A 14,784-nucleotide genomic window follows, 5' to 3' on the forward strand; every position below is an offset into this window, starting at 1 on the left:
TTCGACGCCGCCGCCACTACGTTGTCGACCGCGTCTCTGTCGACCGCCTCCATCACACCGAACAGCCCGGGGAGCCATGATGCCGACGACCGCCACCACCGTCCGGGCGGCGCCCGCCCCGCTCAGACACCAGGAGCGCAGGGTGCTCCAGGGGGTCGGCTGCGGGCTGCGGGACGACGAGATCGCCGCCGAACTCGCCATCCCCGAGGGCGCGGTGGCCGGGCATCTCGCGCGCGTTCTGGCCAAGCTCGGGCTGCGCGACCGGGCGGCCGCCGTCGTGCACGCCTTCGACTGCGGTCTTGTGGTTCCCGGCCGGGGGCCGCGGGCCCGGGCGCAGAGCGCGGCGCCGAGCGTCGCCGCCGGCCGCGCGGAAGGGCCGGGCGTGCGGATCTCCGTGCTCGGCCCGTTGCGGGCATGGCAGGACGGGCGTCCTCTCAACCTGGGGCACCTCCGCCAGCAGGCGGTCCTGGCGGCGCTCGCGCTGGGCGAGGGGCGGACCGTCAGCCGGCACGAACTGCTCGACGGGGTGTGGGGGACGGAGCCCCCGCTCACGAACGTCGTGCCCGTGTACATCTACCGGCTGCGCAAGACCCTGCGCATCGGGGACGGCGCGGACTCGGTGATCGAGCATGATCGGTGCGGCTACCGACTGACGCCCGGCGCGGTCGATGTGGACGTGGTGCGCATGGAACGCCTGGCCGCCGAGGCCGCGAGGGCCGATCGGGCGGGCGAGGTGCCCGAGGCGATCCGGCTGTGCTCCCAAGCCCTGGATCTGTTCGGCGGGGAGCTGCTCGCCGGCCTGCCCGGGCCGTTCGCGGAGCTGGAACGGCTGCGGCTCACCGAGCGCAGGACGGCCCTCGTGCAGCGGAAGCTGGAGTGGCAGCTGCGCTGGGGTCAACTCGGGGAATCCATTGCCGAGTTGTTCGCCCTGGCCGCGGCCCACCCCCTGAACGAACAGGTGGCCGCGATGCTGATGCGCGCGCTCTGCCTGACCGGTCGGCAGGCCGACGCGGTGGCCGTGTTCGACCGCACACGCGGTCACCTGGCGGACGAGCTGGGTGTCCCCCCGAGCCGGGCGCTGCGACGCACGTACCAGATGATCCTGCGCGGGGACGACGCCGGTCCCGGCCCCGCCGCCGTCCGGAACACCACGGCGCGCGGCCCCCGGCGGGGACGGTAGGGCGACGGAGAAGGCAGGCCACGTGGCTCTGACGGGCCGCGCGGCGCGGGCTCGGCGTCGTCCTTGTCGACCCCGAGGCGGGGGGCGGGGCCGCCCACCCGACGGGCGCCCCCGGCATCAGCCACTCCATCGCGATTTCATCGGCTCTTCCTAGCGTGTCCGCGTTCGGACAAGGGTCTGGACGGCAGGGGAAGGACGGGCTCGATGGCGCGGAGGAGATTCAGAGCGAGGCTGCCGATGGCGGTCATGGCCGTGGCGGCGGTGATCAGCACGATGACGGCCGCGGGGGCATCCGGCTCCCCATCGGATGCCGGGGCACCCGGCGTCGCACCGGCCGCCGGAGCCGGGCCGGACAAGCCGACGATCCGCTACACCGAATACGGGATCCCGCACATCATCGCCTCGAACTGGGAGGGCCTGGGCACGGGCTACGGGTACGCCGTGGCCAAGGACAACATCTGCACCCTGGCCGACACCTATCTCATGGTCAACGCCCAGAGATCCCGCTACCTGGGTGCCGACGGCAAGGCGAGTCCCGGCGAGAACCAGAGCACCACCAATCTCAACAGCGACCTGTACTTCCAGCGGATCAACGACAACCGCGTGGTGGAGCGGCTGCTCGACCAGCCCGCCCCCAACGGACCGGAGCCGCAGGTCAAGGAGGCCATTCGCGGCTATGTCCAGGGATACAACCGGTACTTGGCCGAGACGGGCGTGAACAACATCACCGACCCGGCCTGCCGCGGCGCGGCCTGGGTGCGGCCGATCACGGAGCTCGACGTCTACCGGCACGCCCACGCCGAGATCATCATGGGCAGCGCCGACCCCCTGCTTGAGGGCGAGGTCAACGCCCAGCCCCCGGGAGCGAGTTCGGCGGCCCCGAAGGTGTCGCGGAGCACATCGAAAGCGCCCGCCTCCGGGGCCTCTGTCCCGCCGGAGGAGACCGCGAACAAGATCCGTGAGGCGATGGCCGTCAGCCGCCAGCAGAGCATGGGCAGCAACGCCTTGGCGGTGGGGTCGCAGGGGGTGTCCGGCGGCACCGGCATGCTGCTGGCCAACCCGCACTTCCCCTGGCAGGGCAAGAACCGCATGTGGCAGAGCCAGCTCACGATCCCGGGAGTGGCCAATGTGTCCGGGGCCAGCCTGCTCGGGTTCCCGGCGATCAACATCGGGCACAACGACGACGTCGCCTGGAGCCACACCATCGCCACGGTCGCCCCGTTCGGCCTGTTCGACGTGCAGGTGGATCCGCTGAACCCCACCAACTACCTGGTGGACGGCGCCTGGCAGAAGATGACGTCGCAGCAGGTCGCCGTCGACGTACGGAACGCGGACGGCTCCCTCGGCAAGGTCACCAGAACGCTGTGGGCCACGCGCTACGGCCCGATCACCACCTCCATCCAGGGGCAGCCGCTGCCGTGGGTGGTCAGCGCGCACGCGGTGCGCGACGTGAACATGGACAACCTGCGGGCGCTGAACACCTGGTTCCACCTCGACCAGGCCACCGACGTCCACGACGTGGTGAACACCCTGGAGACCACGGAAGGCGTCCCGTTCTTCAACACGGTCGCCACCGACCGCAAGGGCAACGCCCTGTACGCGGACATCCAGGCCACGCCCAACATCACCGACGAACACGCGGCGTCGTGCCTCACCCTGACCGGGAAGCTGCTGTTCAGTCAGCAACTACGGTTGCCGAACGTGCCGCCGATCTCCATCTTCGACGGCAAGCGCAGTGCGTGCGACTGGCCCGACGACCCGAACGCGGTCGCGCCGGGGCTCCTGGACCCGCACAAGCAACCACGCCTGATCCGTTCCGACTTCGTGGGCAACGCCAACGACAGCGCGTGGCTGGCCAACCCCGAGCAGCCGTTGTCCTTTCCCCGGGTGATGGGTGACACGGCGGCCCCCCGGTCGCTGCGTACGCAGGAGCTGATCCTGACCGCACAGAACCGGATCGATGGAACCGACGGGCTGCCCGGCCGAGGCTTCACTCCGGAGAGCATGCGGCAGTTGCTCTTCGCCGACAACAGCAGAGCCGCCGATCTCGCCCTCAACGCGACGGTGTCGATGTGCCAGAGCGCACCCTTCGGCTTGATCCTGGTGGACGGCAACCTCGTGAACGTCAGCGAGGCATGTCCGATCCTGGCGGCCTGGAAGGACCACAACTACACGGCGGACAGCCGGGGTTCCTCGCTGTTCGAGACGTACTGGGCCCTGCTGGTCGGCAGGGACGCCATCGAGAAGCTGCCGTGGCGAGTCCCCTTCGACCCCAAGGACCCGGTCCACACGCCGAATTCCCTGGACTCGGGAAGCTCCGCCGTGCGCGACGCGTTCGGCCGGGCGGTGATCGCGCTGCGCAAGGCGGGCGTCCCGCTCAACGCGCGTCTGGCAGACGTCCAGAAGGTCATCCGCAACGGTGAGCAGATCCCGATCCACGGCTCGATCAGCGAGCTGGGCGTGCTCAACGTGGTCACTCCCGGCATGGTGGACGGCAAGCCGGACATCGTCTTCGGCTCCAGTTTCGTCCAGCAGGTCAAGTTCACCGCCGACGGTCCGCCGCAGGCATCATCGGTCCTCGCCTACTCCCAGTCCGCCAACTCCAATTCGCCCCACTACGCCGATCAGACCAGACTGTTCTCGGCCGGCCAGTGGGTGAGCGAGCGGTTCACCGAGGACCAGATCTCCGTCTCGCCGGCGCTGGAGGTCAAGGTGCTGGACTGAGAACGACGGGCGGCCACGCCGGGCCCCGAGCACGGGCCCCCGGCGTGCTGTTTCATCGGGATGTCATCGCGTCCCGGTAGGTTCCGCGCCGCGCAACGACAAGGCTCATGAGGGGGCAACGCTGTGATGAAGAAATCGAGTCGATGGCGAATGATGGTGGCCCTGGCGGCCACCCTGGTGGGCATGGCCCTGCCGGCCGGTACGGCACAGGCGGCCGCCCCGGCGGGGCCGCCGCCGCTGTCGGACGGGTTCGGTCTGACCCAGGTCGACACGTCGGTCGGGAGTCCCACCACCTTCTACCTGACCGTGACCACGCCCGAGGTCGCGGGCAAGCACCACATCAAAATCATCCTGCCGAGCGGGTACTACGACGACCCGGCCAGGCGCTACCCGGTGCTGTACTTCCTGCACGGCTCTCCTGACGACCCCGTCCAGCAGAACTATCCGGCGTTCGGCACGACCAACTCGATGATCACGGTCATCCCGGACGGCGGCGCACGCGGCTGGTATGCCAACTGGCTCAACCAGCGCACCGCCGCCGGCGCCCAGAACTGGGAGAACTTCCACCTCAAGCAGGTGATCCCGTTCATCGACGCCAACCTGCGGACCATCCCCACCAAGAAGGCACGCGCCATCGCAGGCGTCTCCATGGGCGGGTTCGGAGCCCTGCACTACGCCCAGGACCGCCCCGACCTGTTCAACCAGACCGCGTCCCTGTCCGGCGACATCGACCTGTCGGTCGACTCGATGGATCTGCGACTGGCCATCGTCGCCTCGCTGATCGACGCCCAGGGCGCGATGTGCGGTTCGTCGTCCGGCGTCTGTGACCCCAACGTCGACCCGTACAAGCCGGGCGTGGACAGTGACGCGCTGTTCGGCTCGCCCTACCCGATCTTCAACGCCGACCGGGTGTGGAACGCGGTGGACCCGTCCCAGCACATGGACAAGCTCGCCAATGTGGGTGTCTCCATCTATGTGGGCAACGGACATGGCAACGTGACGGACCTGGAGTTCTGGCTCGAAGGCGCGTCGAAACACGTCAAGGACCGCATGGACGCCCTGGGGATGTCGTACCACTACGTCGACTACGGCGACGGCGCCGCCTGGGGTACGCAGTGCAACGGCGGCCACAACGGCGGCTGTTGGGACCAGGACCTCCGGGACCTGATCCCGAGGCTGGAAAGGGCCTTCGCCTCCTGACCGTCGTTCAGGGACGAGGGCGCATGTGGCTGTGGCCCATGTGCTGATGCCCCACACCGGACCGCCGCCCGCCGTCAGGCCTTCTCGTAGGTGAGACCTGACGGCGGGCGGCCATGTTGTCCCGCCGTGCGGCGTGTCTCAGCCGGCGACAAGCGCGCGCAGGGTCTCGACCCACCAGGCGAGCATGCGGTCACGGGCGTCCGCGTCCAGTCCGACGCTCCTGCGGAACTCGTCACCGAACAGGGGCTCCGTGGCAAGGGCCTGATGCGCGGCGGCCACGGCGAGCTGGACCGCCTCGCGGGTCGGGGCCGTGCGGGCGGTGGTCGCGCAGTTGGCCCGCGCCTGGGCGTGCAGCCGGTCGACGACCTCGTCGAGCAGCCCGCTTCCGGTGTCCCGCCACCCCAACTGGCGCAGTGCCAGGGCCAGTTCGGCGAAACCGCCGGCATAGAGCGCGGCCAGGACCCGGACGAGTTCGGCCGGGTCGGCCGCACCCTCGGTCCACCCCGCCAGGGCCGTGTGCAACTCGGACTTGAGGGTGGTTCCGCCGAAGCGCAACAGCGCCGACAGCAGCCGCTCGCGGGTTCCGAAGTGGTGGTTGACCGCGGCGTCGGACACCCCGACCTCGGCGGCCACGGCCCGCACCTGCACGGCCGCGGGACCGCCCGCGGCGAGCAGCTTGGCGGCCGCCTCCAGGATCTGTCGTTTCGCCTCGTCGGGTGTGCGTCGCACTCGGGTAGCCACTCACTCATCCTACCTTGACCCGTCAAGGTAGGTCCCTTACCTTGGATGCTCAAGGTAAGGGGGTGCCCCGATGGGTGGACGCGATACGGCCTGGCCGACGGCCGAGCTGGCAGCGACGCTGGGGGTGAGGGTCCGGGCGCCGGATCCGCCGGCCGAGTTCCTCTACAGCCGGTCGGGCCGCCGGCTGCACGGACTCGACTGGGGCGGGGCGGGCCCCGATGTCCTGCTGTTGCACGGGGGCGGACTGACCGCGCACACCTGGGATTTCGTCTGCCTGGGCCTGCGTGGGGAGGCCCGGCTCGTGGCTCTGGACCTGCGCGGCCACGGCGACAGCGACTGGTCCGACGACTATCGCATCGCCACGATGGCCGAGGACGTCATCGCCGCGGCCGACCACCTGGGCCTGGAACGGGTGAGCCTGGTCGGCATGTCCCTCGGAGGTGTGGTGGCCGCACATGTCGCCGACACCCACCCCGGCCGGGTCGAGCGGCTGGCGCTGATCGATGTCGCCCCCGGCGTGGACTTCGAGAGCACCGGACGCATGCGGGCCTTCATGAAGGGGCTGGGCCCGGTGGCCGAGCTCGGCGCGGTGGTGGACGCCGCGATGCTGCTCAACCCGAGGGCCGACCGGGCGAGCGTCGCCCACCGGATGAGCACGCTGTTCCGTCGTGCCCCAGACGGCGACTGGGTGCCGAAGGGCGATCCACGACCACCCGACTTCCCCGCGATCCTCACCGCCATCGAGCAACTCCCCACCCGGCTCGCCCGGGTGCCGGTGCTGCTCGTGCGCGGCGGACGCAGCAAAGTGCTTCCGCAGTCCACCGCGGAACGACTGGTCGAGCAGCTTCCGGACGGCGAACTCGTGGTGGTGCCGGACGCGGGACACAACGTGCAGGAGGACAACCCGGCCGCCCTGATCCCGCCGCTGCGCGCCTTTCTGACCCGCTGAGCGCGGCCCCGCATCCGGCGGCCGGGCCGGGGCGGGGTTCCTACGGGGTGTAGACGGCGTCACTCCCGTACAACTGCTGGGTGAAGGCCGAGACATATGTGTGCCGGTCGGCGCCGTCCAGGTTGTACGTGAGATACACGCCGTACCCTTCGCCGACCGTGCGCCTGGCGAGGGCGGCCGCGGTGCTCGACGAGGTCGCCGCGAAGTCGATGGCGGCCGGCGACACGGCGGACTTGGGCAGTGCGATGCCCGGGACGCCCCAGGTGCCGTAGTACGGATTCCAGGCGTAGTTGAACGCGGACGTTATGTTCACGCCGCCGTAGGACAGCCGCGATGCCGCGGGCCCGATGTTGTACAGGGAGATCAGCTTGCCGGGCATGCTCGCGCGCAGTGCGGACACCAGGTACACGAAGGAGCTGCTGTTGGGCTGCCCGGTGCCGTTGTTGCCGTACTCGGCGTACTCGTCGTCGAAGTCGATGCCGTCCAGGCCGTAGGTGTTCACAGCGTCCGAGAGCTGCTTGGCGAAGGCCGTGGCCGTGCTCTTGGAGGGGAAGTTGGCGAAGCCGGCGCCCTGATGGTTGCCGAGGACCGACAGCATCACCTTGATGCCCTTGGCCTGGAGCGGGCGGATCTGCGTCCGGGCGTTGTCGAGGACTCGCCGGACGTTGTCGTTGAAGTACAGGTACGCGGACTTCTTGGTCGTGTCGTAGTTGATGTTGGCGGCGAAGATGACGGCCACGTCGAACACGTTGCCGCCGCCGTTGGCCAGCTTGTACTTGCCGGCGTTGAGCATGCTGTTGCTGTTCACCTCGATGTAGGCCACCGAGGCCGGTCCCTTCTTGACGGGTGCCACGGCAGCGTGGGTGGATACCGTCGCCCCGCCCACCAGTGCCGCAGCCGCAAGGAGCGCGAGCGCGGTCGTCCGCACTCTGCTCCGACCGAAGATGCGCATGCTCATCAGCCTCCTGTCGCAAGGACTTGCCTCATGAACCGTTCGCAGGACCGACGGCGGACGCGTTCCGCACCCGCCGGATCTCGGCCAGACGGGAGCCTGCCACACGGACGCGGGCGCGGATAGGGCGCCTCCCTGCGGTGTGGAGGCGTCATCAAGGCGCTCCCCAACCCGCGGACGTGGCCTCGGCGGTGCCCGTGCGGTGTGCTGCCGAGCGTGGTTGGCCCCTGCCATGACCCCAGTTCACAGGCGCCTGTTGGACCATCCGCCGAGTGCGTCACGTGCCCGTGGTCGGGAACGCGCATTGAGCGCCGCGGAGTTGCGGGGTTGGATTGCCAGGCCTCCACCGCGGGGCCGCGCCGCGCGGGAACACCGAAGGCCACCGCGCTTCACACCACGAGCGGTGCGTGGCGGCATGCCGAGCGACAAGGAAGCGTATGACCCCCCTGCTCAAGGGCTGCACACCCTGGCCCGAGGAATTCGTCGACCGCTACTGGGCGGCCGGGCACTGGCGCGGCAATACGCTGGACAACCTGCTGCGTGACTGGGCCTTGGAGTACGGGCCACGAACCGCGCTGGTGCACGGGGACACCCGCATCACCTACGCGCACCTCAACCGGAGCGTGAACCGGATGGCGGCCGCGTTCCGGATGCGCGGCCTGCGGCCCGGGCAGCGGGTCGTCGTCCAGCTTCCGAACGTTCCCGAGCGTGTCATCACCGTGTTCGCCCTGATGCGGGCCGGAGCGGTCCCGGTCCTGTGCCCGCTCTCGTACCGTGAGCCGCACGTGCCCGGCATCGTGCGGATCACTCAGGCGATCGGTTACGTCGCCCCCCCGACGCACCAGGGTTTCGACCACACGGCCATGGCGGGACGCACCGCGGCCCAATGGCCGTTCCTGCGGCGGGTGTTCACCCTGGACGAGCCGGGCACGTCATCCCCTTACGGCGGTCTGACGACCGATCCCTCGGGCTGCCAGTACTCACCGCTCGGCTCGCTCGACTCGCCGCCCGGTCCGGCGCTCGCGCTGAGCGCGGACCAGGTGGCGCTCTTCCTGCTCTCCACCGGTGCCGCCGAGGCGCCCCGGCTCATTCCGCGCACCCACAACGACTATGCCTATCAGGCGCGGGCCGCCGCCGAGTCGGTGGCGCTCACCGCGAACGACGTGTATCTCGCGGCGCTGCCCCCCGATTCCCCTGTCGCCTTCGCGGGCCCGGGGGTTGTCGGCGCCCTGGCCACCGGTGCCACCGTGGTCCTGGTCGAGGACCCGGAACCCGCCACGTGTCTCGCGGTCATCGCGCGCGAGAGGGTGACCGTCGCGGCGGTGGAGGCTTCCGACGCCGGAGCCTGGCTCGACGTACTGCCCGCGTTCCAGGCCGACTTGAGCTCTCTGCGGAGCGTTCACCTCATCGGCGCGGACCCGCTCCCGGAAGCGGCCGGGCGGCTGGGCGCCGAGCTGGGCTGTCGCCTTCAGCGGATCCTCGCCATGCCCGAGGGTTTGCTCCTGCTCACCCGGCCCGACGATCCGGAGAAGGCGGTGCTCAGCACTCTCGGCCGCCCGCTGTCGCCCGACGATGAGATCCGTATCGTCGACGCGGAGGGCAAGGAGGTGCCCGACGGCGAACCCGGCGAACTCCTGGTGCGCGGCCCGTACACGGTGCGCGGCTACTACCGGGCGCCCGAGGAGAACGCCCGCTCCTTCACCGCCGATGGCCGCTTCCGCACGGGTCTGCTCGCGTCGCGCAACCCGGACGGCACCCTGGCACTGTTCGGCCGTGCCGCAGACTTCTCGATCGTCCCCCAGGGCCCCGCCGACCGGTGAGGGACGGCGGTGGGCCGAAGGCTCGACCGGCCAGCGACAGCGGTGCCGGGGCAACGGCAGGAAGCGCCCGAGGGGGCGTGGCGCGGCTTCTCAGAAGTCGCTGGGCGGCAGCGGAAGGGGCAGCCCCGGCAGGCCGTCGAGGCTCTGCGCGATGTGGTCCTTCTTGCTGAAGTACGCGCTCAGCGAGGCGTCGTCCTCACGCGCGAAGCGCCTGCCGTGCAGATCGCGATCCTCGTCGTACGACATGAAGGGCACCCCGTATCCGCAGGAGTCGCGGACCAGTTCGGCCGTCACCACGATGATGGCGCGCAGCCCGTGCCGGGTCGGGTCTATGTCGGGGAAGTGAGTGAGCAGTTCCTTGAAGCGCGGGTCGTCACGGAAGACGGGCTCGCCCCGGCCGTGCACCCGAACGATGTTGGGCGGTCCCTCGAAGGCACACCACATCACCGTTATCCGGCCGTTCTCCCGCAGGTGGGCGATGGTTTCCGCCGTGCTGCCCGCGAAGTCGAGGTAGGCGATCCGCTGCTCGTCGAGCACCGCGAAGGAACCCTTGAGGCCCTTGGGGGAGAGGTTGACCGTGCCGTCCGCGACCAGCGGCGCGGTGGCCGTGAAGAAGACGGGCTGCTGCTCGATGAAGGTGCGCAGCCGGCCGTCGATGCGCTCATAAGTCTTTCCCATGTCTAAGGATTATGTGCGGAAAACCTTCGTGTGTCTAACAAAATTTCTGCCCCGGTCGCGGTGCGTGAGCCGTCGACCGCCAACACAGAAGGCGGTAAGGGGAGTTGAGCGGTGCTCGCGCCACGGCGACGGTCGCCTACCGGCCTCTGCCAGGACCGACCCACCCGGGCAAGAGCCGGCCGGGGCGCCGCGCAGGCGTCCCCGGCACCGGCAAACACCCTGTGACCAGCGGTTAGGATGGTCCGCCGCGCACAAGCGCGGCGCAAGGGGAGTGGTGGGGATGAGCGTGGAAGACCTGACGGTCGACGGCGTCGAACTGCGGTACCGGTTGACGGCGGCGGACTACAAGGATGCGCTCATCGCCCGGACCAAAGGCTCGGCCTCGGCCCGCCGTTCCCGCCGGCTCAGCATCCTGGCGTGCGTCCTGGCGGTGTTCTTCATAGCGCTCCTGGCGGTGACGGACTCCGAAATCCCGGTGCCGCTCCTGGTGATTCCGGTGGCTTTCGCGCTGCTTCAGTGGGGCACGCCCCGCCTCCAGTCCCGGCAGTTCGGCAAGCTGGCGCAAGCACACGGCGACTACCGAACCACCGTCACCGAGTCCGACGTCACCGTCGCCCACCAGCAGGCAACCGGGACCATGACCTGGCAGGCGGCGCCCCGGTATGTCGAGACGTCCCGGCTGTTCGTGCTGCTGAGCGGGGACAAGAACGCCACCTGCCTCACGATCCTGCCCAAGCGCGCGGTGCAGGACGAGGCGACCGTCGAGCGCCTGCGCGCGCTCCTCGACCGTCACCGCACCAGGATCTGAAACACCTGCCTCTCAACGCCCTTTCACGGACCGGCGGTTACGGCGTGATCGGGGACGCGCCCCGAACGGTCGGGAGAGCCCGGATGCGGCCGACGGGCACCGACTCACCCGGCGCGAACAGGTCCACCGGACGCGCCAGTTCATAGCGGCTGTCGGCGGGCGGGAACCGGGTCAGGCCGGTGCACTTCAGGCTCAGCGGGGCATGGGTTTCGAGGGTGAGAGCGGGTTCGCCGCGGCGCTCGACGCTGACCGTCACCAGGATGACGTCGTGCTCGACGAACCGGGGCGGCCTGGCGGACATCATCCGCAGACTGCTCTCGGCGAGCGTGTCGGTGCCCTTGAGGGCGATCGTCACCGTGAACTCCCGGTCCGGGGAGGTGCCTTCGAGGTGGAAGCCGGTGGTGCGCAGCAGCACGCTCCTGGTGGGGTTCGGCTGATGCGGGTCGCGCTCCGCCTTCTGCTTGATGCCGCCTGACAGGTCGGCCGTGATCACCTCCGGTCCCACCTCGATGACGCTGTCGGGGCCGGTCATGTTCGACGGGACTTCGGTGCCGACGGCCGGCATCTCCGAGGAGGAGCCGGCGGCCGTCCGGTGCGGGGCGGGAAAGACGGGGGAGTCGACGGCGCCGAACGCGGGCGCGGCGGTCAGCAGGACCGCGGCGGCCGACACCAGCAGGCGCACACCATGAGCTCGTTTCATGCCCCGTGAACGATCAGGCGTCACGGCTCGTACCGCCCGGTGCGCGACACCTGCCCCGTTGGCCCATCGGGGCACGCGGTGCGCGAGGGCCGGCACCGGTGTCCGCCCATCTCCACCCCTTGTTCCACCCATGGGTCCAGGTGCGTGAGGCACGCCGACAGCAGTCTTGAGGCATGACAACGACCGACTGGATCACCGACATCGCGCTCGTCCTCGTCGTCTTCCGGCAGCTGCGGGAAGGCCGCCTCGACCTCAAGACCTTCTTGATCCCGCTGGGGATCGTGGCCTATGTGGCCTCCACGTACCTCGACGGCATTCCCACCGCCGGCAACGACCTGGTGCTCGTCGGAGCGCTGATGGCCGTGGGTGCCGCGCTCGGCATCGCCGGCGGCGTGTACACCCGCATCCGCAGGGCGGGGGAGCACCTGCTGATCAAGGCGGGCGCCGTCTCCGCGGCCCTGTGGGTGCTCGGCATGGGCGCCCGGATGGGCTTCCAGGTGTGGGTCGACCACGGCGGCGCCGGCCACGTCGCCCGGTTCAGCATCGACCACCACATCACCAGCGACCAGGCCTGGGTGGCCGCCTTCGTCCTGATGGCGGTCACCGAGGTGGTCACGCGGGTCGCCACGATCTTCATCCGCAGCCGCATCGTCACCGCCCGCCAGGGGCTCGCCCCGGTGGTGGCGCGCACCGCCCGGACACTCGACCGTACGGTCTGACCGTGAGCTATCGTCACGCCGTGCCAGAAGCCCAGAACGCCCCGGACCACGGGCCCGCCTCGCACCACGAGGCGGGCCCGTGGCCCGAGCCCGGTGAGGACCCGCGGGTCCAGTGGCTCCCGACCCTGTTCGTCATCGTCTCCGCACTCTGGACGGTCCGGCCGCTGGGCCTCGACGGCCGGGGCCTGGCGGTCGCCGTGCTGCTCCTGGTCAACTGTGTGGCCCTGGCGGCCCGGCATCTGCCCATGTACAAGGTGCCGCCGCGGGTGGCCCTGGTGTGGCTGACGGCGGGCGTCGTCGCGGCGGCGGCGCTGCTCGAGGTGAGCAGCAGCGGTGCGAGCTATCTCTTCGCGTACTTCCTCGTCGGGCACATCGGCGTCCGCCTGGAGACCCGGCCGGCCCTCGCCCTGGCGGCGCTGTCCAGCGTGCTGTGCGGTGGCGTGCTGTTCTTCCGCCTCGGCCCGAGCCACGATCTGCTGCCCTGGACGCTCGGCCTCACCACCGGCGCCCCGGTGCTGATCGGCATGCTCAACCGCAGCCGCCGGCGGGCCGTGCGGGCGGCGATCGAGGCGGCCGAGTCCGCCGAGCGGGCCGCCCGGGCCGAGGCCCGCACCTCGGTGCTGACCGAGCGCAGCCGGATCGCCCGCGATGTGCACGACGTCCTGGCGCACTCGCTGGCCGGCATCAACATGCAACTGGAGCTGGCGGACGCGCTCATCGACACCGGTGACCTGGACAGGGTCCGCGAGGCGAACAAGAAGGCGCACAGCATGGTCAAGGAGAGCCTGAAACAGGCCCAGTGGACCGTGCACGCGTTGCGCGAGGACGCGTTGCCGCTGGTCGAGAGCGTGACCGCGATGCTGGAGTCCTCCGGCCACCGCGACGCGCTGACCGTGACGGGAAGCGCCCGCGACGTGCCGTCCCCCGTGACCCAGAACCTGCTGCGGATCGCCCAGGAAGCCCTGACCAACGCGGCCCGGCACGCGCCCGGCGGCGCGGTCCATGTGGAGCTGACGTACGCCGCCCGGAACATGACGCTGACGGTACGCAACGGACCGGCGACCCGTAGGGTGAGCGCCGGAGCGGGCAGCGGCATGGGGCTGATCGGCATGCGTGAACGGGTCGCCCTCCTGGGCGGGACGATCACGGCGGGCCCGGTCGTCACCGGCCCGGACGAAGGCGGCTGGAAGGTGGAGGCGGTGATCCCGGGATGAGTGAACCGGCGCGGAACACGGGGCGGTTGAGGGTGGTGGTGGCGGACGACCAGGCCGCCGTACGGGAGCCGCTGGCCGCGGTCCTCGGTCTGGCCGAGGACATCGAGGTCGTCGCGGCCGCCGCCGACGGGACAGAGGTGCTCGCCGCCGCCGCGGCCGGGCCGGTGGACGTGGTCCTGATGGACCTGCGGATGCCCGTCATGGACGGCATCGACGCGACGCGCCGGTTGACCGAGGAGCATCCGGAGGTGGCCGTGGTCGTCCTGACCACCTTCGCCGACGACGACTCGATCCTGGCCGCGCTCAGTGCCGGGGCCCGCGGATACCTGACCAAGAACGCGGGTCGCCAGGACATCGCGCGTGCCATCCGGGCGGCCGCGGCCGGACAGTCGGTGCTCGACCGGGAGGTCCAGGACCGGCTCCTGGCCACGGTCCGCACCAAAGCCCCGGCGCCCCAGCAGCCGCTGCCCGGGGACATCACACCGCGCGAACGCGAGGTGCTGACCCTCATCGGCCAGGGCCTGCCCAATCGAGCGATCGCCGAGAAGCTCTTCATCAGCGAGGCCACCGTCAAGACCCACATCAACAACCTGTTCGCCAAGGCGGACATCCGGGACCGCGCCGACGCGGTACGCCGCGCCATCGCGGCCGGCCTGGCCTGACCCCGTGCCCGGCGGAAGGCCGCGGACGGGTCCAGCTGCTGGGGCGTCGGTGGAGCTTGAGGAAGTCGCTTACGGGAGTGGCCTGTTGATGAGGCGGACGTCCGGCCAGGGGCTGTGCGACGGCCTCGTGGGGTTCACCGCCCGTGGCCGCCGGAGGAGTGGCGCCGGTCGCCTCCCGGTTCGGTACGGGCCGGGGGGCGTTCGGGGACCGGGCTGTGCCCCGCCCGGCCCAGATACCGCTCGGCGGCCCGGACGGCGGCCTGCACGGTGCGCTCGTCCATCAGCACGCACAGGGTGTAGGCGGTGTCCTCGAGGGCGCGGTGCAGGTCCGCCCGGTGCGGCTGCGCGAGCACCGAGCGTTCTTGCGTGCGATAGCGGGTGAGCAGACGGGCGAGGGCCGCCTTGTCGGGCAGCAGCATGGTGTCCTCCTGGCCGTG

At 70.5% G+C, this 14,784-nt stretch carries 14 protein-coding genes; 9 read left to right on the plus strand and 5 right to left on the minus strand.

The window, feature by feature from the left end:
* The first annotated feature begins 79 nt into the window (after nucleotides 1–79).
* The 3 genes from N4G70_RS26695 (at nucleotide 80) to N4G70_RS26705 (ending at nucleotide 5,104) form a co-directional block, all read left to right on the plus strand.
* Nucleotides 80–1,180, plus strand: coding sequence for a BTAD domain-containing putative transcriptional regulator (locus tag N4G70_RS26695; protein ID WP_261715415.1), 1,101 nt, complete (start codon nucleotides 80–82; stop codon nucleotides 1,178–1,180).
* A 204-nt stretch (nucleotides 1,181–1,384) separates the two neighbouring features.
* Nucleotides 1,385–3,904 (plus strand): penicillin acylase family protein, encoded by a 2,520-nt coding sequence (locus tag N4G70_RS26700; protein WP_261715272.1) that lies wholly within the window; start codon nucleotides 1,385–1,387, stop codon nucleotides 3,902–3,904.
* 126 nt (nucleotides 3,905–4,030) lie between these two features.
* On the plus strand, nucleotides 4,031–5,104 hold the full coding sequence (locus N4G70_RS26705; RefSeq protein WP_399036958.1) for an alpha/beta hydrolase: 1,074 nt from the start codon (nucleotides 4,031–4,033) through the stop codon (nucleotides 5,102–5,104).
* 138 nt (nucleotides 5,105–5,242) lie between these two features.
* Here N4G70_RS26705 and N4G70_RS26710 read toward each other — a convergent pair whose 3' ends face one another.
* Entirely contained in the window at nucleotides 5,243–5,845 is a 603-nt protein-coding gene (locus tag N4G70_RS26710; protein WP_261715273.1) for a TetR family transcriptional regulator, read from the minus strand.
* Between the two features lie 70 nt (nucleotides 5,846–5,915).
* Between N4G70_RS26710 and N4G70_RS26715 the strand changes: the two genes are divergently transcribed.
* Nucleotides 5,916–6,794, plus strand: a complete 879-nt coding sequence (locus tag N4G70_RS26715) for an alpha/beta fold hydrolase (RefSeq protein ID WP_261715274.1) — start codon at nucleotides 5,916–5,918, stop codon at nucleotides 6,792–6,794.
* 40 nt (nucleotides 6,795–6,834) lie between these two features.
* Here the strand turns inward: N4G70_RS26715 and N4G70_RS26720 are convergent, their stop codons facing one another.
* On the minus strand, nucleotides 6,835–7,746 hold the full coding sequence (locus N4G70_RS26720; protein WP_261715417.1) for an endo-beta-N-acetylglucosaminidase H: 912 nt from the start codon (nucleotides 7,744–7,746) through the stop codon (nucleotides 6,835–6,837).
* A 437-nt stretch (nucleotides 7,747–8,183) separates the two neighbouring features.
* On the opposite strand from N4G70_RS26720, the gene N4G70_RS26725 reads away from it, so the two are divergent.
* On the plus strand, nucleotides 8,184–9,566 hold the full coding sequence (locus N4G70_RS26725; protein ID WP_261715275.1) for an AMP-binding protein: 1,383 nt from the start codon (nucleotides 8,184–8,186) through the stop codon (nucleotides 9,564–9,566).
* 90 nt (nucleotides 9,567–9,656) lie between these two features.
* On the opposite strand, the gene N4G70_RS26730 is transcribed toward N4G70_RS26725, so the two are convergent.
* On the minus strand, nucleotides 9,657–10,244 hold the full coding sequence (locus N4G70_RS26730) for a pyridoxamine 5'-phosphate oxidase family protein (protein ID WP_261715276.1): 588 nt from the start codon (nucleotides 10,242–10,244) through the stop codon (nucleotides 9,657–9,659).
* A gap of 280 nt (nucleotides 10,245–10,524) precedes the next feature.
* Here N4G70_RS26730 and N4G70_RS26735 point away from each other — a divergent pair, with 280 nt between their 5' ends.
* Nucleotides 10,525–11,052 (plus strand): YcxB family protein, encoded by a 528-nt coding sequence (locus tag N4G70_RS26735; protein ID WP_261715277.1) that lies wholly within the window; start codon nucleotides 10,525–10,527, stop codon nucleotides 11,050–11,052.
* Between the two features lie 37 nt (nucleotides 11,053–11,089).
* Here N4G70_RS26735 and N4G70_RS26740 read toward each other — a convergent pair whose 3' ends face one another.
* Nucleotides 11,090–11,752, minus strand: coding sequence for a hypothetical protein (locus N4G70_RS26740; protein ID WP_261715278.1), 663 nt, complete (start codon nucleotides 11,750–11,752; stop codon nucleotides 11,090–11,092).
* Between the two features lie 173 nt (nucleotides 11,753–11,925).
* On the opposite strand from N4G70_RS26740, the gene N4G70_RS26745 reads away from it, so the two are divergent.
* Genes N4G70_RS26745 through N4G70_RS26755 form a run of 3 tightly spaced genes read left to right on the plus strand, consistent with a single transcriptional unit; the run spans nucleotide 11,926 to nucleotide 14,347 of the window.
* Complete coding sequence (locus N4G70_RS26745; RefSeq protein ID WP_261715279.1) at nucleotides 11,926–12,471, plus strand: hypothetical protein; 546 nt, start codon at nucleotides 11,926–11,928, stop codon at nucleotides 12,469–12,471.
* 20 nt (nucleotides 12,472–12,491) lie between these two features.
* Nucleotides 12,492–13,685: a sensor histidine kinase gene (locus N4G70_RS26750; RefSeq protein WP_399036963.1), complete on the plus strand. Its 1,194-nt coding sequence runs from the start codon at nucleotides 12,492–12,494 to the stop codon at nucleotides 13,683–13,685.
* Nucleotides 13,682–14,347 (plus strand): response regulator transcription factor, encoded by a 666-nt coding sequence (locus tag N4G70_RS26755; RefSeq protein WP_261715280.1) that lies wholly within the window; start codon nucleotides 13,682–13,684, stop codon nucleotides 14,345–14,347. The genes N4G70_RS26750 and N4G70_RS26755 overlap by 4 nt, the downstream gene beginning before the upstream one ends.
* A gap of 134 nt (nucleotides 14,348–14,481) precedes the next feature.
* Here the strand turns inward: N4G70_RS26755 and N4G70_RS26760 are convergent, their stop codons facing one another.
* Complete coding sequence (locus N4G70_RS26760; protein ID WP_261715281.1) at nucleotides 14,482–14,766, minus strand: DUF5133 domain-containing protein; 285 nt, start codon at nucleotides 14,764–14,766, stop codon at nucleotides 14,482–14,484.
* Nucleotides 14,767–14,784 lie beyond the last annotated feature (18 nt).

It is taken from the genome of Streptomyces sp. ASQP_92 (assembly GCF_025399895.1).
Lineage (GTDB): Bacteria > Actinomycetota > Actinomycetes > Streptomycetales > Streptomycetaceae > Streptomyces.

Excerpts from the sequence above, each read along its gene's own strand:
- N4G70_RS26715 (WP_261715274.1), top strand. The coding sequence starts at position 5,916 with ATGGGTGGACGCGATACGGCCTGGCCGACGGCCGAGCTGGCAGCGACG.
- N4G70_RS26745 (WP_261715279.1), top strand. The coding sequence starts at position 11,926 with ATGACAACGACCGACTGGATCACCGACATCGCGCTCGTCCTCGTCGTC.
- N4G70_RS26760 (WP_261715281.1), bottom strand. The coding sequence starts at position 14,766 with ATGCTGCTGCCCGACAAGGCGGCCCTCGCCCGTCTGCTCACCCGCTAT.
- N4G70_RS26740 (WP_261715278.1), bottom strand. The coding sequence starts at position 11,752 with ATGAAACGAGCTCATGGTGTGCGCCTGCTGGTGTCGGCCGCCGCGGTC.
- N4G70_RS26700 (WP_261715272.1), top strand. The coding sequence starts at position 1,385 with ATGGCGCGGAGGAGATTCAGAGCGAGGCTGCCGATGGCGGTCATGGCC.
- N4G70_RS26705 (WP_399036958.1), top strand. The coding sequence starts at position 4,031 with ATGAAGAAATCGAGTCGATGGCGAATGATGGTGGCCCTGGCGGCCACC.
- N4G70_RS26735 (WP_261715277.1), top strand. The coding sequence starts at position 10,525 with ATGAGCGTGGAAGACCTGACGGTCGACGGCGTCGAACTGCGGTACCGG.
- N4G70_RS26725 (WP_261715275.1), top strand. The coding sequence starts at position 8,184 with ATGACCCCCCTGCTCAAGGGCTGCACACCCTGGCCCGAGGAATTCGTC.
- N4G70_RS26720 (WP_261715417.1), bottom strand. The coding sequence starts at position 7,746 with ATGCGCATCTTCGGTCGGAGCAGAGTGCGGACGACCGCGCTCGCGCTC.
- N4G70_RS26695 (WP_261715415.1), top strand. The coding sequence starts at position 80 with ATGCCGACGACCGCCACCACCGTCCGGGCGGCGCCCGCCCCGCTCAGA.
- N4G70_RS26730 (WP_261715276.1), bottom strand. The coding sequence starts at position 10,244 with ATGGGAAAGACTTATGAGCGCATCGACGGCCGGCTGCGCACCTTCATC.
- N4G70_RS26755 (WP_261715280.1), top strand. The coding sequence starts at position 13,682 with ATGAGTGAACCGGCGCGGAACACGGGGCGGTTGAGGGTGGTGGTGGCG.